A 23249-nucleotide genomic window follows, 5' to 3' on the forward strand; every position below is an offset into this window, starting at 1 on the left:
CGCATGACGCCGTCCGCACTTCAGAGTTACCTGCACGATCATATTCCATTGTCCAAGGCGATGGAGGTGAGCGTGGTCTCGATTGCCGATGATGCCGTTGTCCTCAGCGCGCCGCTGGGGCCGAATATCAATCATCGGGAGACGGTGTTCGGCGGCAGTGCGTCGGCGGTGGCGATATTGGCGTGTTGGTCGCTGCTGCATTTGCGGCTGACGGCGGCGGGGCTGGAGAGCCGCGTGGTGATTCAGCGCAATGAGATGGATTATCTGGCACCGATTTCCGGAGCTTTTACGGCGCGGTCATATTTTGAAGTGGGGGCGAACTGGGATGGGTTCGTGAAGATGCTCGGTCGCAAGGGGCGCGCACGGATTTCGATTGGCGCGGTGCTGGAGTTCGAAGGGCATGAGGCCGGGCGGCTGACGGGCGAGTTCGTGGCGCTTGGCGCCGGGCTTTAGCGGTTCCGGAAGGTCCACCAGGCGAGGCGCGTAAGCTTGCGCCAGTCGGCATCGTCGGCGGCGGGCTCGAAGGCGTTGGCCCGGCGGTCCAGCAGGGCGAGTTGAGCCTTCAGCACCGCGATTTGTGCAAATGCCGGGCGGAGCGTCGCCGGTAGCGTCGCGATGGCCGTTTCGGCTTTGCCGAGATGGTCGCGGGCGAGATCGGTCACCTGCCCCAGCGCTTCGTGCAGGGCCTCGCTCGGTGTGCCCGAGAAGATTTCACGTTCCTGCACACCGTTGGCGACGAAGATCGACCAGGGCAGCATGATGCGGCCCTGCGACGCCGTATAGCCGAAGGCGCGCAAATGGCCGATCAGGGCATGGGCGACGCCGAGATGTCCGGCCGCATCGCCGGCCTCGATCAATTCGCCATTGTTGAGGATCATGGCGGCGAGCTGATAGAGCGTCGAGGCGGTTTCGCCGGCATAACCCTCGAAGGTCGGCAGATCGGGCATAGGGTCGTCGTAGAGATCGAAGCGGCGGGCGCCGAGCAAGCGCTGCAGCGTGCCGATAGGGATGTTGTAGGCCGCGATGGTGTCGAGCAATGCGTCGGCGACGGGGTTTTGCCGGATAGCGCCATGGCCCTGCCCTTCCAGCGCATCGTTCCACCACTGCAGGCGGATTTCGCCGGGCGCCGGGTCGGAGACGCGATCACGGATCGAGGCCACGTCGGCGTTGAAGGCATAGAGCGCCACCACGCCGTCGCGGTGCGAGCCGGAGAGGACGAGGGTCGAGAGGAAGCGGTCACGGTCGGCGGCGCGCAGGGCTTCGGCGGCGTGGATGAAGGATTCTTTGGCCATCAACGAGCCGTATCGACGGCGATGAGGGCGGCGGCGACGGCGCGGTGTTCGGCCATCAGCACGTTATAGGTGCGCAAAGCTCCACCGGTGGCGATGGCTTCAATGATGACGCTGCGCTCTCGGAAGGCGGTGCGGATGGCGGGATCGATGGCTGCGATGTCCTTCCCCAAGCCGATGAACAGCACATCGATCTGGTCGGCTACAGCGAGGACGGGCGCCAGGGCTTCCAGCGTGATCTCGGCGGCAGTCGTCACGTCCCAGGCGAACATGCCGGTGGGCAGGCACAGCAACGAGCCGCGATGCGACATATCGGCGAAGCGGAATCCGTGATTGCCGTAGGCGTCGATCATGACTTGCTGGGGATAGTGGCCGGTGTCGGTCATGGGTGGCCTTTGGTTGCGGTGAGCGCCAAGGCCCCCCTCATCCGCCCTTCGGGCACCTTCTCCCACGAGGGGAGAAGGGGGCTCGGTGGTTGGGACGGACCGGGGTCATCCCTCCCTCGTGAGAATAGTCGGGGTTAGGATCCCCTGCCCTAGACCTGGGCGCCCTCGGAGTTCTTGAGCTTGTTCTTGTCCTCGGGGATGTCGGCGCGGGCCTTGAGACCAAAATTGATCAGGATCGGGCCGTTGACGATGATCGAGGAGTACATGCCAACCAGCATGCCGAAGGTCATGGCGATGGTGAAGCTGCGAATGACTTCGCCGCCGAACAGCACCAGGGGCACGAGCGCCAGGAACACGGTGAACGACGTCAGCGAGGTGCGCACGATGGTTTGGTTGATCGACAGATCGATCAACTCGGGTAGTGGCATTTTCTTGTATTTTCGCAGGTTCTCGCGAACACGGTCGGAAATGACGACGGTCTCGTTCAAACTGAGACCCACTAGGGTCAAGACCGCCGCGATGGAGGTCAGATTGAACTCCAATCCGGTAATCGAGAACAGCCCGATGGTCATGATGATATCGTGCGTGGTGGTGGTGACGGCCGCCATGGCGAACTGCCACTCGAAGCGAACCCAGATGTAGATCAGGATTGCCACCAGGGCGACGATGACGGCGACGATGCCCTTATAGGCCAGTTCGCCAGACACGGTGCCGCTGACGGCCTCGGTACGGCGGATTTCGTAGTTCTGCGTGGCCAAGGCTTCGCGCACCTTGGTGACGGCGACCTGGTCGGCGTCCTGGCCGCCTTCCTGGGCCTGAACACGGACAAGAACGTCGGTAGGGGTGCCGAAACCCTGCACCTGGACTTCGCCCAGGCCGAGGCCATCGAGCAGCTCGCGTACCTGGCCCGCATCGGCGGGGCCGCCGACATGCTGGATTTCAATGGCGGTGCCGCCGATGAAGTCGATGCCTAGGTTGAAGCCCTTGAAGTAGGCCGAACCGATGGAGAGGATGCTCATCACGATCGAGAAGATGATCACGTAGCGCGATATCTTCATGAACGGGATCTTGGTGCCATCCGGGATGAAGCGGAAATGCTGGATTTTCAGCGTCTTGGGGCGACGGGCGCGGAACCAGATGCCGACCAACCACAGGGTGACGGTGTAGGAGGTGAACAGCGAGGTGAGGATGCCCAACGCCAGGGTGACGGCAAAGCCCTGCACCGGACCCGAGCCCATGAAGTAGAGCACCGTGGCGGCGATCAACTGGGTCAGGTGGGAATCGATGATGGTGGTCCAGGCGCGGCTGAAGCCCGCATTGATCGACTGCAAAGCCGAGCGGCCGGCGCGTTGCTCCTCGCGGATATGCTCATAAATCAGCACGTTGGCATCGACCGCCATACCGATGGTGAGCACGATACCGGCGATGCCGGGCAAGGTCAGCGTGGCCCCCAGCGCCGAAAGGGCGCCGAAGATCAGTACGATATTGAGGATCAGCGAGACGTTGGCGAAAACGCCGAACAGGCCATAGGCGATGATCATGAAGCTCAGCACGCCGACGGCGGCGACGATACCGGCGATCAATCCGGATTTGATGGAGTCAGCACCAAGGCTGGCGTCCACGGAGCGTTCCTCAACGATGTCGAGCGAGGCGGGCAAGGCGCCAGCGCGTAGCAGCACCGCGAGATCGTTGGCCGACTGGGTGGTGAAGCTGCCGCTGATCTGGCCAGTGCCCTGGGTGATGGCCGACTGAATGACCGGGGCGGTGATGACCTGGTCGTCGAGCACGATGGCGAAACGCTTGCCGATATTGGCCGACGTGATCTGGCCGAAGGTGACGGCGCCACGGGTATCGAACTTGAAGCTGACGACGGGAATGCCGCGCTGGCTGTCGAAGCTCGGCTGGCTATCGACCAGGGATTCGCCACCGATGGCGACATCTTCATAGAGCAGTTCGCGGCCGCCATCATTGCTGGGCAGGATATAGGTGCCGGCGGGGAGGCCCTGGGCATCGGCCTGATCGGCCGTCAGGCCGGGATAGACCATGTGGAAGGTGAGGCGCGCAGTGCGAGAAATGATGTCCTTGAGGCGGGTGGAGTCCTCGAAGCCGGGAACCTGGACCAGCACACGGTCGGTGCCCTGGCGCTGAATCTGCGGCTCGGTGGTGCCCAACTCGTCAACGCGCTTGCGGATCACTTCCATCGACTGGGCGACCAGCGAGGACATGCGCTCGGCCACGCCCTGATCGGTCAGGTTGGCGGTCAGCTTGCCGTCGGGCGTTTCGCCGAATTCCAGCTCGCTGACGCCACCAACGGCAAACATCGAATTGGAGACGGTGTTTTGCAGCGTGGCCAGGGCCGTGACGGCCGCGGCCTTCTGGGTCGGGTCGGTCAGCTCGACTTCGATACCGTTGCCGGCAGCGTTGACGGTGATCAGGTTGCCGATGCCGTTATCGTTGGCCAGCACGGTGCGGGCGTCGCGGCGCAATTCGCCGACGCGCTCGGTGATGATGCCCTGCTTGTTGACCTGGAGCAGCAGATGCGAGCCGCCCTGCAGGTCGAGACCCAGCACCACCGTCTGATGCGGCAGGAAACCCGGCCAGGCGGCCAGTTGGTCCTTGCTCAGAAAGCTCGGAATAGCGAGCAGCAGCCCGACTATGGCGACGATGGCGATGATGGCGGTGCGGATCGGCGAGAAATGCATCTGGGGTGTCCTGAAGACAGAAAAAGCCGGAGCCATTGGCCCCGGCATAAGCGCCGCTAATTACGCAGGCTTGTTGTCGTTGACGGGCTCGGCCTTGGAGCGAACATCGGAGATCATGCCGCGCACCAGCTTGACCTTGACGCCGGTGGCGATTTCGACTTCGAGGTCTTCGCCGTCAACAGCCTTGGTGACCTTGCCGACAATGCCACCGGTGGTGACGACGGTGTCGCCACGGCGGATCGCGCTCAGCATGGCCTGCTGGGCCTTTACGCGCTTCTGCTGCGGGCGGAAGATCAGCATGTAGAAAATAACGACCAGCAGCAGGATGGGCGCGAGCTGGACGAGAATATCGGTCATGCCGCCGGTGGGGGCAGCAGCGGCGCCGGTAGCGGCTTGAGCATAAGCTTGGGTAACGAACATGAGGCGAGCTCCTTTTTCATTGTTTTTGCTTGGGAGGGACGCGACAGGACCCGACAACGCTTGCGCGCGTGGACTGGACGCATTTGGGGCAATGTGCACTTGCGCCCCGGTCAAAATCGCGCGGACTATACATTTGCCCCCCTGTGATTGCAAAGGCATTCCGGGGACACATAATGACGCGGATTGAAGTGGAACGACCCAAGTGAAGAGCAAGGACTACCTGGCGCAAATTGCCGGCGCACTGGCCGAAATTTCAGAGGCGCTGGCGGCGATGCGCCCTGCCCCGGAGGCCGTCGCAGGCGGTCTTGGCGCGGCGGACGCCTATCACTGGGATGCGGGTGCCGGACAATTGATGGCGGTGCCGCGCGTGAGCCGCGTGCCGCTGGCCATGCTCAAGGGAATCGACGCGGTACAGGACATCCTGTTGCGCAATACCGAGCAGTTCGCCCGCGGCCACGGCGCCAACAATGCGCTGCTGTGGGGCGCGCGCGGCATGGGCAAAAGTTCGCTGGTCAAGGCGATCCATGCCGACATCGGCGAGCGTGATGGATTCGAGCGGCTGGTGCTGATCGAAATCGCGCGGGAGGACCTCGAGACGCTGCCGGCGCTGATGCGGGCGATCGGCAAGCAGGAGGCGCGGTTCATCGTGTTCTGCGACGACCTCAGCTTCGACAATGGCGAGACCAGCTACAAATCGCTCAAGACCATTCTGGATGGCGGGCTCGAGGGGCGGCCGGACAACGTGCTGTTCTATGCCACCAGCAACCGACGCCACCTGATGCCGCGCGACATGATCGAAAACGAGCGCTCAACGGCGATCAATCCCGGCGAAGCGGTGGAGGAGAAGGTTTCGCTCAGCGACCGGTTCGGGCTGTGGCTGGGCTTCCACAATTGCGACCAGCCGACGTTCCTCGTCATGGTACGGACTTATGCGGATCATTATGGGCTGGAGATCGATGACGAGACGCTGCGGGCACGGGCGATCGAATGGGCCGCGACGCGCGGAGCACGGTCGGGACGTGTGGCGATCCAATTGGTACGCACGCTGGCGGGGGAGATGGGGAAGAGTGCTTAGGGGCAACCTTGGGTTCGGAAGCTCCTACTGCCCGCACCTCTTCGCTGAACGCGCCCCACCCACCGGCCTTCCCGCGGACTTGATCCGCGGGCCGCGCTCAGCACGGCACAAGCGGTGAAGGGCCCGCGGATCAAGTCCGCGGGAGGAACGGTGGGTGGGATAGATGATGCCTAAAGCCAGGAGTGCCTTGAGCTTTTTCGAAAGCTACAAAACGAAAATCCCCGCTTGCGCGGGGATTTTCATTACGAGTGGCCTCGTAACTGCTTAGCTGGCGAGCAGCGGCACTGGATCGACCGGCGTGGCGCCCTTGCGCAGCTCGAAGTGGAGCTGAGGCTTGGACACCGAACCGGTCATGCCGGCGGTGCCGATACCGTCGCCGCGATTGACGGTGTCGCCCTTGGCCACCGACATCGACTTGAGGTGGGCATAGGCCGAGACGAACCCGTTGGGGTGGCGCAGCAGGATGAGGTTGCCATAGCCTTCGACGCCCGAGCCGACATAGATCACCGTGCCGTTTTCAGCGGCCTTGACCGGCGAGCCTTCAGGCACTTCGATATTGATGCCGGTGCCCTTGGAGCTGGCAAAATCCGTGATGATGCGACCGCTGGCGGGCCAGCGGAACTTGTCGCTGCCGGACATGACCGGCTCGGAGACCGGCTGCTGCACGCTGGCCTGCTGCACCACGGCGGGAGCCGCCTGCTGGACTGGCGCGACGACAGCGGGGCTGGACGGAAGCGTCGCCTGCAGCGGAACGGGCTGTGCTGCCGGGCGAGAGCCCAGGGGCATCGGCTGGCTGCCGAGGACCGGAGCGGCCGAGGCCAACTGGACCGGGGCGGCCTGTGGGCCTTTGGAGGCCAGCAAGTCGGCACGACCCGGAATGATGACGCGCTGGCCGACGACGATCTTGTCGGGTGAGCCAAGGCCATTGGCCTGCACGATCGCCTGGGTGGTCACGTCGTAGCGGCGGGCGATGGTATAGAGCGACTCGCCGCTGGCGATCTGATGGGTATAGGCATTGCCCGATGCTGCGGCGAGCTGGGGTGCGGGCATTGCGGCGGGTGCACCCAGGGCAGCGGGCATTGGCATGGCTGCAACCGGGGCAAGGTTCTGCTGAGGTTGCATGGCTTGCTGATTTCCCATTGGAGAGTTTGAACCGAGGACTGGAAGGTCTTGCGAGGACACGGACTGCATGCCGCCCCCGTTCGAAATGGGCGAAGTCATGCCGCCCACGGGCTGGTTGTAAGACTGCTGCTGCGACCAATTCTGCTGCGGCGGGGCAAACCCGCCCACATTGGCGGGGGGCAGGAACTGGCTATCGGCCACCTGCATGTTCGGCGCACCGAGCGAGCCGGGCATGGGCTGATTGAGATTGGAGGGGCTGGACTGGCCGGCGGAACCGGTGACGGTGCTGTCACCAAAGGCACGGCCACCGACAGAGGCGCATCCTGACAGGGCAACCGCCCCAACCATGATGCCTGCAATCGCTGCGGCGCTTTTCAGCGCCCGACGGGATACGCGGATACTCATCAGTTTACTCGTACGCAGGTACTCAACACAAGTCAGAGACTAGGCCGGTAAGGTAAAGACGAGTTTAAAGCCGATGCGATTTGCGTGAAATTGGCGCAGGGAGATTCGGGATTGGGTAAGGTTAAGGGCGGAGGCCCCATGCTGAGTGGACCGAACTGCCCGACAAAGCTGCGACGCTTCCTCTCACGAGCCCCATCATGTCCTATCCAGTTGCCGGCGAGCCAGATGACCGACACGCCATCCTCGCCCCTCAGGGCGTCCGTGTATTTCTGACGCTATCGCTCGTGCTGCTGGCTGTTGCAGTCGCACTCACCCTGCTCAGCAGGCAGTTCGGTCCCACGCCTGGGCTTTATGGTGGCCTGTTTGGCGCCGTCGGCATTGTAACGCTGGTCATGGGGGTGAAGAGGTGGTTCTCGCGACACAAGCCAAGGCTATGGCTGGACGGAGACATGCTTGAATATCGCAACGCCGGCGGCGGGACCGTACTGTTCAACCTTCTGACATTGGGAGGTGCCTATGTCACAGTGAGGCACGTAGAACAAATCCCCTACGTCTATCTCGACTTCCGCATCGACACCGAGGAAGAACACTTCCGGAAGACGGGCGATAATCCAGGCCCGCGCTCACTGGACTATCTGAACAGAGTGCCAATGATGGGCGTGGTCGGCATCGACTCCGCCCAGGCACAATATTTTGCGGACGAGATCAATCGGCGGCGCGGCCTGCACTACGACTGACGTGGCGCTACGCCAACCGCAGCTTGCCCCGCAGCCGCTCCACCACGCCCATGTCCGTCTGCTGCAGCAGCAGTGGCGTCACGGTGATGGCGTTGTCTTTGCGCATGACCTCGAAATCATGTTCGCGGGTCAGCGGCAGCGGTGTTTCGGGGATGGCGACGAAGAATTTTCCGGCGTTGTGACTGGCGTAATAGCCAAACGGCGAGCGGGAGAAGCGCTGGTGGGGCACCACGCTGATGCCGGTCACCTCATCAGGCGGGCAGTCGGGAAAATTGACGTTGTAATAGACGTCGTCGCCCGCGTGGGCAGCAAGGATTGCCCGGACGGTGGCGGCGCCGTGGATCGTGGCGTTCTCCCAGAGGATCTCGCGGCCCCCTTCGAAATCGATGGATTGGCTCATGGCGATGGCGATGGCGCCTTGCAGCGCGCCTTCGCGGGCGCCGGCCGCCGTGCCCGAGGCGTGAATGATATCGCCCAGGTTCTGGCCCGCATTGACGCCCGAGAGGACGACGTCGGCGCGCTTGTCGCCCAGGATGTGGGTCATGCCGGCGACGACGCAGTCGGCGGGCGAGCCGCCGGTGATGGCGAAGATACGGTCCGCGCGTTGGTCGATCGCCAGTTCCCGACGCAGGGTGAAGCGGTGCCCTGCCCCGCTCTGGTTACTGTCGGGGGCCACGGTCCAGACATCGTCGCTGATCTGGGCGGCGATGGCCTGGAGCACGGCGATGCCGGGCGCATCCACGCCATCGTCATTGGTGATGAGGATGCGCAGGGCCATTAGCGGCCGCCGATCGACTTGAGGCCGCCCATATAGGGCTGCAGCACGTCGGGGACGAGGACCGAGCCATCTTCCTGCTGATAGTTTTCCAGCACGGCGATGAGGCAACGGCCAACGGCGGTGCCGGAGCCGTTGAGCGTGTGTACGAAGCGCGGCGCCTGCTTTTCGCCAGAGGGGCGATAGCGCGCGTCCATGCGGCGGGCCTGGAAATCGCCGCAGACCGAGACCGAGGAAATTTCGCGATAGGTGTCCTGGCCGGGCAGCCAAACTTCGAGGTCATAGGTTTTCTTGGCGCCGAAGCCGAGATCGCCGGTGCACAGGTTCATGACGCGATAATGCAGGCCGAGCTTTTGCAGCACGGTCTCGGCGCAGGTCAGCATGCGCTCATGCTCGTCGGTCGAGGTTTCGGGCGTGGTGATCGACACCATCTCGACTTTGTTGAATTGATGCTGGCGCAACATGCCGCGCGTATCGCGACCAGCCGAGCCTGCCTCGGAGCGGAAGCACGGCGTCAACGCGGTGAGGCGGAGGGGGAGTTCTTCTTCGCTCAGAATGGACTCGCGGACCATGTTGGTCAGCGGCACTTCGGCGGTGGGGATGAGCGCAAGGCGGCCATCGCCATGTGGGGCGAAGAACAGGTCATCCTCGAATTTCGGCAACTGGTTGGTGCCGAACAGCGCGTCGTCCTTGACCAGCAGTGGCGGCTGGACTTCGAGGTAGCCGTGCTCATTGGTATGCAGGTCGAGCATGAACTGGCCGAGGGCGCGCTCGAGGCGAGCGACCTCTCCCTTCAGCACGACGAAGCGGCTGCCGGAGAGTTTGGCGGCGATTTCGAAATCCATATTGCCATTGGCGGCGACGCCGACTTCGTAATGCTCCTTGGGGGCGAAGGCGAAGCTGGGCCGTGGGGCGCGGACTTTGGCGGCGGTTTCGGGCGAGCCGTTACGGCCGAAATACTCGACATTGCCGGCTTCGTCGGTGCCATCGGGCACGTCGTCGAAGGCGATGTTGGGGAGGACCGAGAGGGCGTTGCGCAGTTCGAGCTCGACGGCGCGCTCTTCCGCTTCGCCAGCCGGAATGGTGTCCTTGAGGCGAGCGACTTCGGCCATCAGTTCGGCGGCCTTGGCCTCGTCCTTCTGGGCCTTGGCCTGGCCAATCTGCTTGGACAGCGCGTTGCGCTTTTCCTGGGCCTCGTTGAGGCGAACGATGATGTCGCGGCGGCGGTCATCGATGGCCAGCAGGTCGGCCGAGCGCGTCGTGATACCCTTGCGGCGGGACAAAGCCGTATCGAAGGCTTCGGTATTGGCGCGGATCCATTTGATATCGAACATGTTCAGCCGGGGACGCGGCCCCGCCTCTAGCTTGGGCCCGGTGGGCCGACGACGATGTTGGATGCATGTCTAAGGATGCGCGGGGGAAGCTGCAATCCCTAAGGTAGACGCTGATGGCGCGGAACCCCTCACCCGACTTGTCTGCTGAACGCAGCTAAGTCACCCTCTCCCGCAAGGGGGAGAGGGATGTCGACTGAGAATTATCGGCTCCGTCCCCTTCTCCCCTCGTGGGAGAAGGTGCCCGAAGGGCGGATGAGGGGGGCTTACTCCGACGACGCTTCTTCCGCAGCGGCCCGTGCGGCCTCATCCCGTGCGCGGCGCTTTTCCACCAGGCGGACCGAGAGTATCGAGATTTCATAGAGCAGGTACATCGGCACCGCGAGGCCGATCTGGGAGATCGGATCGGGCGGGGTGATGAAGGCGGCGAAAATCAGGATGCCGACGACGGCATAGCGACGCCCGTGGTTGAGCATCTTGACATTGATCAGGTCGATCTGCGCCAGGAGGGTCAACACTACGGGCAATTGGAAGCACACGCCGAACGCCAGAATCAGCGTCATGGCGAAGCCGAGATATTCGGACGCGCTGGTCATCATCTCGATGTGGTCGGTCTGCATGCCGGCAAAGAAATGCAGCGCCATGGGCAGCACGGCAAAATAAACCAGGCACCCACCGAGGAAGAACAGCACTGGCGTGGCGACCAGGTACGGAATGAAGGCGTGGCGTTCGTGCTTGTAAAGGCCCGGGGCCACGAACATATAAATCTGGCTGGCGACGATGGGGAAGCCGAGGAAAATGGCGCAGAACATCGCCACGTTAAGATAGGTGAAGAACTGTTCCTGCGGCGCCGTGGTGATCAGCTTGGTGCCGGGGACAGCCTTGAGATAGGGCTGCAGCAGCAGGTCATAGAGCTGGCCGGCGAAAATGAAGCAGCCGATCATCAGGATGACCAGCGCGACCGCCGAATAGATCAGCCGCTTGCGCAGCTCGATCAAATGCTCGAGCAGCGGCGCTTCGCTGCCGGCGAGTTCATCGACGGGTTCCTTGGACTTGTCTTCGAGCAGTTTTGCGTCGGCCATGGTTTATTCGGTTCCGGCTTTCGCGGGGGATGTCTTAGGCTTGCGCGGGGAGCGGGCCCGGGGCGTGGGCGCCGCCGGAGAATCGGCGGGCTCGGTGGGCAGCACCGGAACGGTATTGCCGGGCGCGACCTTGGGCGTGCGCTTTTTGACCACCGGCTTCATGTCGATCGGCTGCGACTCAGCGGGGGCCGGCACGGCTTCCAGTATCTTGAGGTCGCTGGTGGTAACCGGGCTGGTCGGCGCTGCCTTGGCCTTGGCGACGGCCTTTTTGACAGCCGGCGCTTTGGGCGTGATGGCGGCCTTGACCGGGGTCGGCGCGGGAGCAGGCGAAGGCGGGGTCATGCCGGCCTGGGCGCGGATTTCATCGACCACGCTTTCGACCTTGGGGTCGGCAGGCTTGATGAGACCGCTGGGCTTGACCTCGCCCGTCGCCGTCATGGCGTTGAAATCCTTGCGGATCTGGTCCGTGGTCTGCTTGAGTGGCTGCGTGATGGCATTGCGCAGGTTGCGCACTTCATCGAGCCCGGTGGTCTTGTTGATCTCGCGCTGGAACTCGTTGCCCATGCGCCTGATCTGGCCGGTGAGCTGGCCCAGGCGCTTCATGACGACAGGCAAGTCCTTCGGACCGATGAAAATCAACGCCGCGACGCCGATAACCAGCATCTCTGTCCAGCCTAAGCCGAGCATATGTTCTTATTCCTTGATGACCCAGCGGCCGGAAACCGGCCGCTACGAACACGGGCGCGCTTAGGCGTCCTTGCTGCGATCGACTTCGCGAGCATCGATATCGGCGGTCGTCGTGGTGACGCGTTCCGCCGGCTTCTCGTCGTCTTTCATGCCCTTCTGGAAGGCCTTGATGCCGGTGGCGACTTCACCCATGACGCCGGAAATCTTGCCGCGACCGAACAGCAGGATGACGACGACGGCAACAATCAGTATGCCCCAAATTCCTGGCGCGTGCATTTTTAGGCTCCTTGAACTTCGTCAGAACGCGATACATCGATAGTTAGGACGAGAAATAGGTTTAATCGCGCCCTAACACAAGAACGTGTTGTCAATCGGCACGGTTACCAGGGTCGTCCTCCAAATCGCGGCCGCCGTCAAGGTCGTCCGGATCGAGCGGATCCTCGTCCTCGCGCAACGCGCCATCGAAGGGCAGCGGGATTTGCAGCGTCGAAGGCAGGCGTCCCGACAGCAGGCCGGCGCCCTTGAGTTCCTCAAGGCCCGGCAGGTCACCCAGGCTCTCCAGCCCGAAATGATCGAGGAAGGCGTCGGTGGTGCCATAGGTGACCGGGCGGCCGGGGGTGCGGCGGCGGCCACGCATGCGCACCCAGCCGGCCTCCATCAGTAGCGCCAGCGTATTGCGGTCGGTCGAGACGCCGCGCACTTCCTCGATTTCGGCGCGGGTCGTGGGCTGATGGTAGGCAATGATGGAAAGGGTTTCGAGTGCGGGGCGGGACAGCGGGCGGGTGGCGTGCTGTTCGCGGCGCAGCAGGAAACCGAGATCATCGGCGGTGCGAAAGGCCCATTTGTCGCCGCGGCGCACCAGATTGACGCCGCGGGGCGCGTAGCGGCGGGCAAGCTCGGCCAGCAGCGCCTCTGCATTGGCGCCCTGCCCCAGATAGGCCGCCATGTCGGACGGTGCCAGCGGTTCCGCCGAGGCGAACAACAGCGCCTCGAGGATACGCAGATTGCGCTCAGCCACTTCGGCGTGCTCGGCATCGTTGTCGTTCACCGCGGGTCACTCTTGCTGCGGCGCATGAACAGCGGCCCGAACACTTCGGTCTGGCGCAGGTCGATCTTGCCTTGGCGGACCAGTTCGAGGCTGGAGGCGAAGCTGGAGGCGCGGACGGTGGCGCGCTCCCCCGGGGTGGTGAGGTATTGCGCGAGGTAGCTGTCCATCGGCACCCAATCGAAGCTGTCGCCGATCAGCCGCTGCAGAATGTCGCGGGCGTCCTGCAGTGACCACACGGTGCGCAGCAACGGGGAATAGTCGGTGGAGATACCCCGCTCGCGATTGGTGGCATAGGCCTTGAGCAGGTCGAACAGGCTGGCTTCCCAGATATTGTTGCGCGCAATCTCGATCGGCTCAGGGGCGCCGCGAGCATAGACCTGAAAATCGAGGCGCGGGCGGTTCATCAACTGGCTAGCGGCGCGGCGCATGGCTTCCAGCCGCTTGAGGCGGAATTGCAGCATTGCGGCCAGCATTTCGCCGGAGGGTTCGTCATCATTGGGGGCCTGGGGCACCATCAGGCGCGATTTGAGATAGGCCAGCCAGGCCGCCATCACCAGATAATCGGCGGCAACCTCGATACGCTGCTCGCGCACTGTTTCGATGAAGGCGAGATATTGCTCGGCCAGAGCCAGAATGGAAATGGCAGCCAGATCGACCTTCTGGCGGCGAGCGAGATCGAGCAGCAGGTCGAGCGGGCCCTCGTAGCCGTCGACATCGACATACATGACGTCGTCCGCGGCCGGAGGCGCGGGAGCATCGAACCAATCGGTCGGAGCACTCGTCATGGGGAAAGGGGCCGCAGGTTAATTACCGTGCGAAGCTTGGCCGCTGGGACCGGGGGCGTCAAGCGCGATGGGGAGGGCAAACGCCCCTGCCCCAAGGCAAATTACATGGCGACGCAATCGCCGCCACTGGCAACAACGCTGGCGCAGAACTGCGCGGCGCTCGCCTGCGAGGCGGCAGGCACGCGAACGCGATAATAGGTGCCGCGTTCGCCCAGATCGGCGCGGGTGATTTCGAGCTTTGCGCCGTTGAGCAGCGGAGCGTAACGGGCCGACAGGTCGTTGGCCACCTGCTGGGCCACCTCGGGCGAGCGCTGCGAGGAGAGCTGCGCATAGGCGGCGGCATTGCTGGTGGGCTGGGTAGCAACGACTGGCTGTGCCGGCTGCTGGGTATTCGCGCTGGCTACCGGGGCCGCCAGATTTTGCGCAGGAGCCGGCGTCGGCAGGCTGGCCTGCGGTGCGTCTACGGTGGCATTCACCGGACCCGTTGCCGGAGCGTCACCGACCGAGGCGGGGCGGACATAGGGAACCGGCGCGGTCTTGCCGGTGACCGGCGCGCCCGTGGGATCAACCACGGCAATTTCGGTGCCGGGCACGAGTGGCGTCACCGGAGCGGCGGCAACAGGTGCGGGCGTAGGGGCGGCCACCGGAGCGGGTGTCGGCTCGGTGGCGTTGGCGCTTGCCAGCAGCGACGGGCTGGCGGTTTCGGCGCCCGGGACGGCGGGGACGTTGGGGCGATCGACGGGCAGGATCGCGGCGCCCGCGACGCTGTCTTCGCCGCTGACGATGGAGCCGTCAGGGCGCACGGTCACGGTACGGACCTTGCGGTTAGCCAGGCCCTCGTCGGTGACGGCGGCGGTCGGCGGAATGGCGGTGACTTCATTGACGTCGGCTTGGTCGCGCGACACCAATTGTTCCTCGGCGCCGGGGACGACGCCGTCCATTTCGTTGAACACGATGGACTGCTGCAACTGCTCGACGGGACCCTTGGCTTCGGGGACCTGCTTGATCGGGGCGGTATCGGCGACCAAGACCGGCGCGGGGCCATTGGTGCCGCCAAGGCCGAGCACGGAATAAAGGCCGAAGCCGGCGGCCAGCAGCAATGCTACGGCGACCAGCGGCCCGACAAAGGCCCGGAGCATGCCGGAGCGGCGCGGCGCGCGATCCCGGCGGCGATTCGGCTCCTCCATGCTAACGGCGGAACGATCGTCCTCGTGGTTGACCCAGCCGATTTCCGCGCCCGTGGCGGCGGCAGCGGCCATAATGGTTTCGTCGGCGCTCGATAGCGCCTGTGGGGCCGCTTGCTGCGGCATGGTGGGCGTCGCCAGGCTGCGCAAGGCGGGAGCGACGGTCGCACGCGCCTGCTGCTGGTCGCGAACGCTGTCGAGTTCGACGCGAACGGCGCGGCCAATCAGGCTTTCGATTTCGTCGATCGGATCGCGGCCGGATTCCAGATCATTAGCGGGCGGCGCCATGGCTGGCTCGACCGGGACCGGCGAAAGATAGCCATGTTCGGGGCGCGGCTTGGGGGCAGCGACCTGTTCGGGAGCAGGCGCAACGGGCGCAGTAGCCGGCGTCACGGCCGCAGGCGCGACATTGGCCGGGGACGGCGTCGTGCCGAGTCCGAAAACTGGCGGAATGCGGAAGGTATCGCTGGCGACATTTTCCTTGTGCACCGGCGTCAGATTGACAGGGCGCAGCGTGGGACGGGCCTGGGCCGGGCGATCCGACAGATTGGTCGTTACCGTCGTGGGGGCCCATGACGCGACCTTGGCCGACTCACTGGCTTTTACGGGCTCACTGACCTTCACGGGCTCAGGCGCTGCGGCCATCGGCTCGGCGGGCGCAGTTTGAACCGGAGCAGGCTCGGCGGCGGCAGGTGTTGCCGCCGCAGTCATGTCATTCATCAGCTCGGCGGCGATCAGATCGGCAATGGCATCGTGGTCATCGGCGGCCAGAGCCGCAGCGGCCGGTGCCGCTACGGGCTGCAGCTGCGACGCGGATTGCTGCCCGAGATTGAAATCGAAATGGAACGGCTCGGGTTCGTCCTTGCGGGGCTCATCCGAGGTGGGCGCCGGCTGTGACGAGGCTGCCGCGACCGGAGCGGGCGCGAAGGATGGTTCCTGACGCGGAATGGTGGCGACAGGCTCGGCCGCGCGGCTGAAATCGAAACGCGGGGCCAGCGCTGCGGGGGCGGGCTCAGCTGCGGGCGCCGGCGCGGCACCGGGGATGCGCACGGCGAATGGGGTCACCTGGCCTTCGGGCGAAGGGGTGGCAGCCGGAGTCGGACGCGCGGAGAAATCCGGAGCGGGCGTAGCATTCTGCGGCGGCTTAACGTCCTGGCGGTTCCCGTGAGCATCCTGAGCCATCAGCTTGGACAGCTCGGCGATCAGATCGTCCGAAGAATTCGATTCGTTGGACATCTGCTGCGGTTTGCCTGTCGTCATGTTAGCAGCACCCTCTAAAGTTGCTGAAACGGCGCCCATTCCGGGCATTTTTCGCCAATCATCACACTATTGCGCCCGAATTATGAAAGCTCATCGGGCGCAGAGACGCCTAATATTGTCAGACCATTGACGATGACCTGACGGACGGCATTGACCAGGGCGAGTCTTGCCAAAGTCAGCTTTGGATCTTCAACGTTAACAAAGCGTAACTGCACGTCGTCCTTGCCCTTGGCCCAGAATCCGTGAAACGCGGCTGCCAAGTCATGTACATAGAATGCAATACGATGGGGCTCATGCGCAATAGCGGCTGCAGTGACAGTTCTGGGCCATGCGGCCAGCACCCGGATCAGGTCGAGTTCGGCGCTTGTAACGATGCGTTCGATCTCGGCGACCTTGAGCGCCTCCGCCGAAAAATCCAGCGCTGGCAGCTCTTTACCCGCGTTGCGGAAGATCGAGAAGGTCCGCGCATGGGCGTACTGGACGTAGAACACCGGATTGTCGCGGGTCTGCTCCTTCACCAAAGCAAAGTCGAAGTCCATCGAAGCATCATTGCGCCGGAACATCAGCATGAAGCGAGTCGCGTCGGCGCCGACCTCCTCGACCACGTCGGCCAGGGTGACGAGGTCGCCGGAACGCTTGCTCATCTTGAACGGCTCGCCGTTCTTCATCAGCCGCACGAGCTGGCAAATGCGCACGTCCATATCGGCAGCATTCAGCGAAACGGCCTTGACCGCCGCCTGCAGCCGCTTGACGTAACCCGAGTGATCGGCGCCTAGCACGTTGATCATGTGCTTGAAGCCGCGCAGGAACTTGTTGCGGTGATAGGCGATATCGGCCGCAAAGTAGGTGTATGAGCCGTCCGACTTGATCAACGCCCGGTCGACGTCGTCACCGAAATTGGTGGCGCGGAACAGGGTCTGCTCGCGGTCCTCATAATCGCCATCGGTATCGCCGCCCTTGGGGCGCTCCAGATGGCCCTGATAGACCATGTCCTTGGAGCGCAGCCATTCGAGCGTGAGGTCGATATCCCCCCCCTGCCCGTGTAGCTGGCGTTCCGAGAAGAACACGTCGTGATGGATATTGAGCAGAGCAAGATCGGACTTGATCAGTTCCAGCATGGCGGCGAGGACGCGATCCTTGACGATGGCGGTAGCTTCGGGCTCAGGCATGGCGAGCAGCTTGTCGCCGTACTCAGCCTTCAGCGCCTGCCCGACCGGCACCAGATAATCGCCTGGATAGAAGCCGGACGGAATCTCAATGGTTTCGCCCAATGCTTCGCGGTAACGCAGCATGGTGGACCGCGCCAGCGTATCGATCTGGCTGCCGGCGTCGTTGATGTAATATTCGCGCGTCACCTCATAGCCGGAATAGGCCATGAGCGAGGCCAGCGTATCGCCGAACACGGCGCCGCGGGTGTGGCCGACATGCATAGGCCCTGTCGGATTGGCCGAGACATATTCGATATTGACGGCTTCGCCGCCACCCAGATTGGAGCGGCCGTAGTCGGCGCCTTGCGCCGCAATCGAGCGCAGCACCTGGTGCCAGATGGCGTCGGCAAGGCGGAAATTGATGAAGCCGGGACCGGCGACTTCAACCAAGGTCACATCGGCGTCGTGCTTGAAATGCTCGACCAGCGCCGTGGCGACTTCGCGCGGGTTCTTGCCCAGCGGCTTGGCGACGACCATGGCGGCATTGGTGCTCAGATCGCCATGGGCGGCATCGCGCGGCGGCTCGACCACGATGCGGGCCAACAGGTCGGCGCCAACTTCGGGATAGAGAACCTTGAGCGCGCTGGCGACGCGCGATGCAAAAAGGGCGAAAACGTCCATGATAAACCTGACTGTGTAAGTCTGGCCGGGTTAACGGAATTCCGGTCTAGCGTCAAACAGGCGGGCATATTCGTCGATGGCGTATGGGTCGGTCATGCCGGCGATGAAGTCGGCGGCGATACGGGCCAATGCATCGGGTGACGATTCGATCCTCGCGGCGATGCCCCAGCGGCCCGGCAGGTCGCGGGAGGCAATGTAGCGGTCGAACAGCGCGCCGACCACGGCTTCGCCTTCGCGCACCGGGACCATCACCGACTCGTGGCGATAGACCCGATCGAACAGGAACTGCTTGAGACCGCGTTCGGCGGTCGCGGTTTCGGGGGAGAATGACACGAGCGTCCGGCCGGCATAACGGACATCGTCGGGCATATTCACCGCGCTGGCAGCAATATTGGCGCTGGTGGTGGTGATAACGTCCTCGATGGAACGGGTGATCAGTCGGCGCTGGATTTCGTGCGCCTGCCGCTTGGGGGCGACATCGGGATAGAGCGCGATGACCTCGCGCACGATAGGACCCGCCCATGGCACATCAGCCAGATCATCGAGGACGATAAGGCCGGCGCGCAGGGCATCGTCGATATCGTGGGCGTTATAGGCAATGTCATCGGCAATAGCGGCGGTCTGGGCCTCGAGCGAGGCATAGGTGGATAGCAGCAGGTCGACGCTAGCCGGGATATCGTCGAGGCCGGTCGGGAGTCCCTCATCTGCGTATTTGCCGAAGGGCTTTCCCTCCGGCGTCAGCAAGGGGCCGTTGTGCTTCAGAATGCCTTCCAGCGTTTCCCAGGTCAGGTTCAGCCCGTCATGCTCAGCGTAGCGATTCTCCAGCCGTGTAACGACGCGGATGGCCTGGATATTGTGATCGAAGCCCCCGAACGCCGCCATCTTGTCGTGCAGCACACGCTCGCCGGCGTGGCCGAACGGGGTGTGGCCGAGATCGTGCGACAGCGCGACGGCTTCGGCGAGATCTTCGTCCAGATGCAAAGCGCGGGCGATGGAGCGGGCCATCTGACTGACTTCGAGTGTGTGGGTCAGCCGATTGCGATAGTGGCGGCCCTCATGCTGCAGGAAGACCTGGGTCTTGTGCTGCAAGCGGCGGAAGGCCGTGGAATGGATGATGCGGTCGCGGTCGCGCTGGAATTCAGAGCGGGTCGGGCTCGGTCCAGTGCCATAAAGACGGCCACGGGATTGTTCGGGATTGCTCGCGTAAGAAGCTCTATCGTCCATATGCGATGAAGGCCCTTTCCATTCCGCGCAAGAGTTACTATTTTAGCCTGACCGTTCTGTCACTACCAAACGGCGTGGACATCCAGATGACCGAAGCTGCACTTGCCGAAGCCACTGTCGTATTGACCGATCGCGCCGCCAAGCGCGTGGCCCGCATTCTCGCCAAAGAGCCCGAAGGCACGGTGCTGCGCATCTCCGTTGCCGGTGGCGGCTGCTCGGGGTTCCAGTACGAATACAATCTGGTGCAGGAAACGCCGGCCAATGACGATATCGTGCTGGCCAAGAACGGCGCGACGGTGCTGATCGACGCGATGAGCCTGGAATTCATGGGCGGCTCGGAGATCGATTTCTCCGACGACCTGATCGGCCAGTCATTTCAGATCAAGAATCCGAATGCGGTCGCATCTTGTGGATGCGGCACGAGTTTTGCCGTTTAAGGCGCTTCCCACCTTTCGCGACGCTGCATAAAGTCCTCCCATTGCGGAGGACTTTTCATGACCAATATCGCCGATCGCCTGGACCAGACCATCGACCGCGCCATCGCTGAAAAGCGAATCGTCGGCTCGGTGCTCATGGTGCGCCGGAATGGGCGGGCGCTCTATGAAAAGGCGCACGGGCTGGCCGATCGCGAGGCCGGTCGTCCGATGACGATGGATGCTATCTTCCGCCTGTCGTCGCTGACCAAGCCGATCGTGGCGACGACGGTGCTGGCCATGGTGGATGCGGGCAGGCTGCGGCTCGATGACTTGGTGACCAAGCACCTGCCCGCCTTCAAACCGAGGCTGGCCGATGGTCGCGTGCCCGATATCACGATCCATCATCTGCTGACGCATACTTCTGGATTGAGGAGCGGCCCGATCCTGACAGACGCAGAAACGGTAGCTGGCTTCAACAAATGGCATTTGAGTAACGACGACATGCTGGCGCGAATTGCAGCCCTACCGCTGCAATTCGTGCCCGGTAGTGCCTGGGCTTATGGCGTATCAACCGACGTGATCGGCGTGATCGTGGGCAAACTTGTGGATGGCACGCTGGAGGATGCGGTACGTCAATATGTGGCCGATCCTCTCGGCATGGTCGACAGTCGGTTTTCGGTGACCGACCCCGCTCGACTGACCGCTGCATATGGGGATGGGGTAGATGGCGCCGTGCTGATGAGCGACCCCCATATCGTGTCAAGTCCATTCGGCACGCTCACCTATGAGCCCTCGCGTATTTTCGATGTAAGCGCTTTCCAGTCGGCTGGTGGTGGCATGGCAGGAACCGGGCCGGACACGATGGCTTTGCTTGAAGCGCTGCGGATCGGCGGCGGCGACGTGCTGGGGCATGAGACTGCGGCTGTCGGTTTGGCCAACCAAACGCCCCAACTGCCCTATGCGCAGGCGCCGGGCTGGGGCTTCAGCTATATTGGTGCCTGGCTGGATGACCCCAAGGTGGCCCAATCCCCTGCGGCGGCCGGGACCAATCGCTGGGGTGGCGTTTATGGGCATAACTGGTTCGTAGACAGGGCGAACGGGCTAACTGTCGTTTCGATGAGCAATACGGGGCTCGAGGGCTGCGACGGGCCATTCAAGGATCAGATTCGCGACGCTGTGTATGCCGGGCTATAGAGATTGCCCTTGAGGGATGCGGCTTGTAACTTGGGGCGGTCAGGGAGGCTGAGATGCGGATTGCGACCTGGAATATCAACGGCATCAAGGCACGGCTGGAACTGCTGGTGAAATGGCTGGCCGAGGAAAAGCCGGACATCGTGTGCCTGCAGGAAATCAAGACCGTCGACGAGGGCTTTCCGCGCCTCGAGATCGAGGCGCTGGGCTATAACGTCGAAACCCACGGCCAGAAGAGCTGGAACGGCGTCGCCATCCTGTCGCTGGTGAAGTTCGACGAGGTGACACGGGGCCTGCCCGGCGATGACGCGGACGAGCAGTCGCGGTTGATCGAGGGCGTGTTCTCGGTCGAAACCGGCGCCATCCGCGTGTGCAATATCTACCTGCCCAACGGCAATCCGGTCGATACCGAGAAATTCCCCTACAAACTGCGCTGGATGGAGCGGCTGACGGCGTTCACCGAACAACGGCTGGCGCTGGAGGAGCCGTTCATCCTGCTCGGCGATTTCAACCTGATCCCGGCGCCGATCGATGCGCATGATCCGGACGCATGGTGGGGCGATGCGTTGTATCGGCCGGAGAGCCTGGAGCGATTCCGGACGCTGAGCAATCTGGGGCTAACCGATGCGTTGCGCGCGACGACAGCCGGCCCGGTCTACACGTTCTGGGACTTCCAGGCCGGCGCATGGCGTCGCAACGCCGGCATCCGCATCGACCACCTGATGTTGTCGCCGCAAGCCGCCGATCGGCTAGATGGCGTGACCGTCCACAAGGACGTGCGCGGCTGGGACAAGCCGAGCGACCACGTGCCGGTCGAGGGGCAGTTTAGTTTTTGAGGGATAATCCACTCAACCTGGACCTCTAGGGAAGCGCTCCCGTCGCCAAAAACTCCGCTCTTCCCGCGGACTTGATCCGCGGGCCACTGTCAGTCTAGCACCGGTGGTGAGAGGCCCGCGGATCAAGTCCGCGGGAAGGACGGTGGGTGCGTGAGATTGCGCCCGATGGATGAACTGAACGGCTAGCCTTAAAGCCCGCCGAACTGCGTCCCGAGCGTATCGGCCATCTTTACGGCATCGCTGCGCTGATCGGCTGTCGCGACCGACATTGCCCGGTTGAGCAGTTCATCGACCCAGTCGGCATCGGCGGTGCCGGCGACGCGCTTGTGGGCTAGCGTCAGCCACATCAGGCCTTCGACTGGCTGCGGCTCCAAGCCCTGGATACCGTTGAACAGCAGGTCGCCGAGCTTGGCTTGCGCCAGGGCGTGGCCCTTGCGGGCGGCCAGCGAGAACCAGCGGGCACTCTGCAGCGGATTGATGCCGAGGCCACCTTCTTCGAGGTACAGCTCGCCGACGCGGTATTGCGCATCGGCGTCGCCGAAGTAGGACGCAGCGTGCAGCAGCAGGGCATGCGAGCGGTTGGCGTCGGCCTGGATACCGGCGTCCGGCAGGCCATCGCGGTAATATTCGCCGACCTTGACGAAGGACTGGGCAACGATGTCGGCCTCGATGCCCTTGGGCGCCGCGTCGGCATGCTGATTGGCGATCTGGGAGAAATAGCCGAAGGCCTTGGCCTGGTCTTTCTCCACGCCCTCGCCGTTTTCATACATGGTGCCGAGCTGCCACATGGCCATGGGCTGGCCGGCATCGGCGGCATCTTCCAGCGCGCCGAGCAAGTCGTCGCGCGATACGCCGCCGCCTGCCCCGTCGAGCATATTGGCCATGCCAAGGGCGGCGTCGGCCGCTGTCTGCGCATAAGCAGGCGCCATTGTGACCGACATGGTCATCATGATCAGCGCCGCCGTAGCGGAAATCAGGGATTGGTCCCTAATGACCCGCATCATACTCCTTTTGCCGGCCCAAAAGCCGGCGAACTTTCCATCGAGCCTGCGCGGCTGAAGTCTGCTGCGCATCGCGCCCCGCTGGGCGCGTATATCGCTCGTCATTTTTGCCGAACCCTCGGCCGGAATGGCAGAACGGGTTCGCGTTAAGACATTAGTAAACCGCGTTTGTGACCGCATTTGAGCCGACCAGTTCACCGGCTCGCGATCGCGTCCGGAAGAAACCGCCAAGCTCGTTTGCCAAGGGCTCAATAGAGGCTCATTCCGTTTATCAGCACTCCCATTCAACCCCTTGTCATTCAATTGCGAATAGCAATTGAATGAAGCGGCCATTTTTACTGGATGGGCGTGAATTGCAGTGAGGATGGCCCGCTGTCGAACCATTCCCCAGATGCCACCCGCCAATCGCGTTGTCATTCTGGTTTAGGGTTAGATTGTGGCGGGAAACATCGCCAAATGATTGA

22 protein-coding genes are annotated in these 23249 nt (G+C 63.3%); 6 read left to right on the forward strand and 16 right to left on the reverse strand.

The window, feature by feature from the left end:
• Positions 1-3: 3 nt before the first annotated feature.
• A complete protein-coding gene (locus JWR51_RS11980) occupies positions 4-453 on the forward strand; it encodes a thioesterase domain-containing protein (RefSeq protein ID WP_299747662.1) in 450 nt (149 codons plus the stop codon).
• Here the strand turns inward: JWR51_RS11980 and JWR51_RS11985 are convergent.
• The 4 genes from JWR51_RS11985 to yajC all read right to left on the reverse strand — a co-directional run bounded on the left by JWR51_RS11985 (position 450) and on the right by yajC (position 4797).
• Complete coding sequence (locus JWR51_RS11985; RefSeq protein WP_299747664.1) at positions 450-1292, reverse strand: phytoene/squalene synthase family protein; 843 nt, start codon at positions 1290-1292, stop codon at positions 450-452. The genes JWR51_RS11980 and JWR51_RS11985 overlap by 4 nt on opposite strands.
• Positions 1292-1675 (reverse strand): MTH938/NDUFAF3 family protein, encoded by a 384-nt coding sequence (locus JWR51_RS11990; protein ID WP_299747666.1) that lies wholly within the window; start codon positions 1673-1675, stop codon positions 1292-1294. The genes JWR51_RS11985 and JWR51_RS11990 overlap by 1 nt, the downstream gene beginning before the upstream one ends.
• Before the next feature lie 149 nt (positions 1676-1824).
• Complete coding sequence (gene secD, locus JWR51_RS11995; RefSeq protein WP_299747668.1) at positions 1825-4377, reverse strand: protein translocase subunit SecD; 2553 nt, start codon at positions 4375-4377, stop codon at positions 1825-1827.
• Positions 4378-4437: 60 nt separating this feature from the next.
• Positions 4438-4797, reverse strand: a complete 360-nt coding sequence (gene yajC / locus JWR51_RS12000; RefSeq protein ID WP_299747670.1) for a preprotein translocase subunit YajC — start codon at positions 4795-4797, stop codon at positions 4438-4440.
• A gap of 202 nt (positions 4798-4999) precedes the next feature.
• On the opposite strand from yajC, the gene JWR51_RS12005 reads away from it, so the two are divergent.
• Positions 5000-5872, forward strand: coding sequence for an ATP-binding protein (locus JWR51_RS12005; RefSeq protein ID WP_299747672.1), 873 nt, complete (start codon positions 5000-5002; stop codon positions 5870-5872).
• Positions 5873-6136: 264 nt separating this feature from the next.
• Here the strand turns inward: JWR51_RS12005 and JWR51_RS12010 are convergent, their stop codons facing one another.
• Entirely contained in the window at positions 6137-7399 is a 1263-nt protein-coding gene (locus JWR51_RS12010; protein ID WP_299747673.1) for a peptidoglycan DD-metalloendopeptidase family protein, read from the reverse strand.
• A gap of 197 nt (positions 7400-7596) precedes the next feature.
• Between JWR51_RS12010 and JWR51_RS12015 the strand changes: the two genes are divergently transcribed.
• Positions 7597-8136 carry a DUF202 domain-containing protein gene (locus JWR51_RS12015; protein WP_299747675.1) on the forward strand — a complete coding sequence of 180 codons (540 nt, stop codon included), beginning with the start codon at positions 7597-7599 and terminating at the stop codon, positions 8134-8136.
• Positions 8137-8143: 7 nt separating this feature from the next.
• Here JWR51_RS12015 and surE read toward each other — a convergent pair whose 3' ends face one another.
• The 10 genes from surE to JWR51_RS12065 all read right to left on the reverse strand — a co-directional run bounded on the left by surE (position 8144) and on the right by JWR51_RS12065 (position 19341).
• Complete coding sequence (gene surE, locus JWR51_RS12020; protein WP_299747677.1) at positions 8144-8914, reverse strand: 5'/3'-nucleotidase SurE; 771 nt, start codon at positions 8912-8914, stop codon at positions 8144-8146.
• Complete coding sequence (gene serS / locus JWR51_RS12025; protein WP_299747678.1) at positions 8914-10245, reverse strand: serine--tRNA ligase; 1332 nt, start codon at positions 10243-10245, stop codon at positions 8914-8916. Before serS ends, surE begins: the two co-directional genes overlap by 1 nt.
• A 263-nt stretch (positions 10246-10508) precedes the next feature.
• A complete protein-coding gene (gene tatC / locus JWR51_RS12030; RefSeq protein ID WP_299747680.1) occupies positions 10509-11324 on the reverse strand; it encodes a twin-arginine translocase subunit TatC in 816 nt (271 codons plus the stop codon).
• 3 nt (positions 11325-11327) lie between these two features.
• Entirely contained in the window at positions 11328-12011 is a 684-nt protein-coding gene (gene tatB / locus JWR51_RS12035; RefSeq protein WP_299747682.1) for a Sec-independent protein translocase protein TatB, read from the reverse strand.
• Between the two features lie 60 nt (positions 12012-12071).
• On the reverse strand, positions 12072-12287 hold the full coding sequence (gene tatA, locus JWR51_RS12040; protein ID WP_299721865.1) for a twin-arginine translocase TatA/TatE family subunit: 216 nt from the start codon (positions 12285-12287) through the stop codon (positions 12072-12074).
• 91 nt (positions 12288-12378) lie between these two features.
• On the reverse strand, positions 12379-13059 hold the full coding sequence (scpB, locus tag JWR51_RS12045; RefSeq protein ID WP_299747684.1) for an SMC-Scp complex subunit ScpB: 681 nt from the start codon (positions 13057-13059) through the stop codon (positions 12379-12381).
• Positions 13056-13844: a ScpA family protein gene (locus JWR51_RS12050; protein WP_299747686.1), complete on the reverse strand. Its 789-nt coding sequence runs from the start codon at positions 13842-13844 to the stop codon at positions 13056-13058. The genes scpB and JWR51_RS12050 overlap by 4 nt, the downstream gene beginning before the upstream one ends.
• 101 nt (positions 13845-13945) lie before the next feature.
• On the reverse strand, positions 13946-16288 hold the full coding sequence (locus JWR51_RS12055) for an SPOR domain-containing protein (RefSeq protein ID WP_299747688.1): 2343 nt from the start codon (positions 16286-16288) through the stop codon (positions 13946-13948).
• A gap of 80 nt (positions 16289-16368) precedes the next feature.
• On the reverse strand, positions 16369-18117 hold the full coding sequence (gene argS / locus JWR51_RS12060) for an arginine--tRNA ligase (RefSeq protein ID WP_299747689.1): 1749 nt from the start codon (positions 18115-18117) through the stop codon (positions 16369-16371).
• A gap of 30 nt (positions 18118-18147) precedes the next feature.
• On the reverse strand, positions 18148-19341 hold the full coding sequence (locus tag JWR51_RS12065; RefSeq protein ID WP_299747690.1) for a deoxyguanosinetriphosphate triphosphohydrolase: 1194 nt from the start codon (positions 19339-19341) through the stop codon (positions 18148-18150).
• Positions 19342-19427: 86 nt separating this feature from the next.
• Here JWR51_RS12065 and erpA point away from each other — a divergent pair, with 86 nt between their 5' ends.
• The 3 genes from erpA to xth are packed head-to-tail and all read left to right on the forward strand — an operon-like array spanning position 19428 to position 21784.
• The gene (gene erpA, locus JWR51_RS12070; protein ID WP_299747692.1) at positions 19428-19778 is read left to right on the forward strand and encodes an iron-sulfur cluster insertion protein ErpA; all 351 of its coding nucleotides are present in this window, start codon (positions 19428-19430) and stop codon (positions 19776-19778) included.
• 57 nt (positions 19779-19835) lie between these two features.
• Positions 19836-20951: a serine hydrolase domain-containing protein gene (locus JWR51_RS12075; RefSeq protein WP_299747693.1), complete on the forward strand. Its 1116-nt coding sequence runs from the start codon at positions 19836-19838 to the stop codon at positions 20949-20951.
• Between the two features lie 53 nt (positions 20952-21004).
• The gene (xth, locus tag JWR51_RS12080; protein ID WP_299747695.1) at positions 21005-21784 is read left to right on the forward strand and encodes an exodeoxyribonuclease III; all 780 of its coding nucleotides are present in this window, start codon (positions 21005-21007) and stop codon (positions 21782-21784) included.
• A 188-nt stretch (positions 21785-21972) separates the two neighbouring features.
• On the opposite strand, the gene JWR51_RS12085 is transcribed toward xth, so the two are convergent.
• The gene (locus tag JWR51_RS12085) at positions 21973-22785 is read right to left on the reverse strand and encodes a tetratricopeptide repeat protein (RefSeq protein ID WP_299747697.1); all 813 of its coding nucleotides are present in this window, start codon (positions 22783-22785) and stop codon (positions 21973-21975) included.
• Positions 22786-23249: the final 464 nt, after the last annotated feature.

This window comes from Devosia sp. (assembly GCF_028290625.1).
GTDB lineage: Bacteria > Pseudomonadota > Alphaproteobacteria > Rhizobiales > Devosiaceae > Devosia.

Coding starts and splice junctions, on each gene's coding strand:
- JWR51_RS12015 (WP_299747675.1), top strand. CDS start 7,597: ATGTCCTATCCAGTTGCCGGCGAGCCAGATGACCGACACGCCATCCTC.
- secD (WP_299747668.1), bottom strand. CDS start 4,377: ATGCATTTCTCGCCGATCCGCACCGCCATCATCGCCATCGTCGCCATA.
- tatA (WP_299721865.1), bottom strand. CDS start 12,287: ATGCACGCGCCAGGAATTTGGGGCATACTGATTGTTGCCGTCGTCGTC.
- serS (WP_299747678.1), bottom strand. CDS start 10,245: ATGTTCGATATCAAATGGATCCGCGCCAATACCGAAGCCTTCGATACG.
- JWR51_RS12065 (WP_299747690.1), bottom strand. CDS start 19,341: ATGGACGATAGAGCTTCTTACGCGAGCAATCCCGAACAATCCCGTGGC.
- erpA (WP_299747692.1), top strand. CDS start 19,428: ATGACCGAAGCTGCACTTGCCGAAGCCACTGTCGTATTGACCGATCGC.
- yajC (WP_299747670.1), bottom strand. CDS start 4,797: ATGTTCGTTACCCAAGCTTATGCTCAAGCCGCTACCGGCGCCGCTGCT.
- JWR51_RS12075 (WP_299747693.1), top strand. CDS start 19,836: ATGACCAATATCGCCGATCGCCTGGACCAGACCATCGACCGCGCCATC.
- xth (WP_299747695.1), top strand. CDS start 21,005: ATGCGGATTGCGACCTGGAATATCAACGGCATCAAGGCACGGCTGGAA.
- surE (WP_299747677.1), bottom strand. CDS start 8,914: ATGGCCCTGCGCATCCTCATCACCAATGACGATGGCGTGGATGCGCCC.
- JWR51_RS12010 (WP_299747673.1), bottom strand. CDS start 7,399: ATGAGTATCCGCGTATCCCGTCGGGCGCTGAAAAGCGCCGCAGCGATT.
- JWR51_RS12055 (WP_299747688.1), bottom strand. CDS start 16,288: ATGACGACAGGCAAACCGCAGCAGATGTCCAACGAATCGAATTCTTCG.
- JWR51_RS12050 (WP_299747686.1), bottom strand. CDS start 13,844: ATGACGAGTGCTCCGACCGATTGGTTCGATGCTCCCGCGCCTCCGGCC.
- JWR51_RS12085 (WP_299747697.1), bottom strand. CDS start 22,785: ATGCGGGTCATTAGGGACCAATCCCTGATTTCCGCTACGGCGGCGCTG.
- JWR51_RS11980 (WP_299747662.1), top strand. CDS start 4: ATGACGCCGTCCGCACTTCAGAGTTACCTGCACGATCATATTCCATTG.
- JWR51_RS11985 (WP_299747664.1), bottom strand. CDS start 1,292: ATGGCCAAAGAATCCTTCATCCACGCCGCCGAAGCCCTGCGCGCCGCC.
- JWR51_RS11990 (WP_299747666.1), bottom strand. CDS start 1,675: ATGACCGACACCGGCCACTATCCCCAGCAAGTCATGATCGACGCCTAC.
- tatC (WP_299747680.1), bottom strand. CDS start 11,324: ATGGCCGACGCAAAACTGCTCGAAGACAAGTCCAAGGAACCCGTCGAT.
- tatB (WP_299747682.1), bottom strand. CDS start 12,011: ATGCTCGGCTTAGGCTGGACAGAGATGCTGGTTATCGGCGTCGCGGCG.
- argS (WP_299747689.1), bottom strand. CDS start 18,117: ATGGACGTTTTCGCCCTTTTTGCATCGCGCGTCGCCAGCGCGCTCAAG.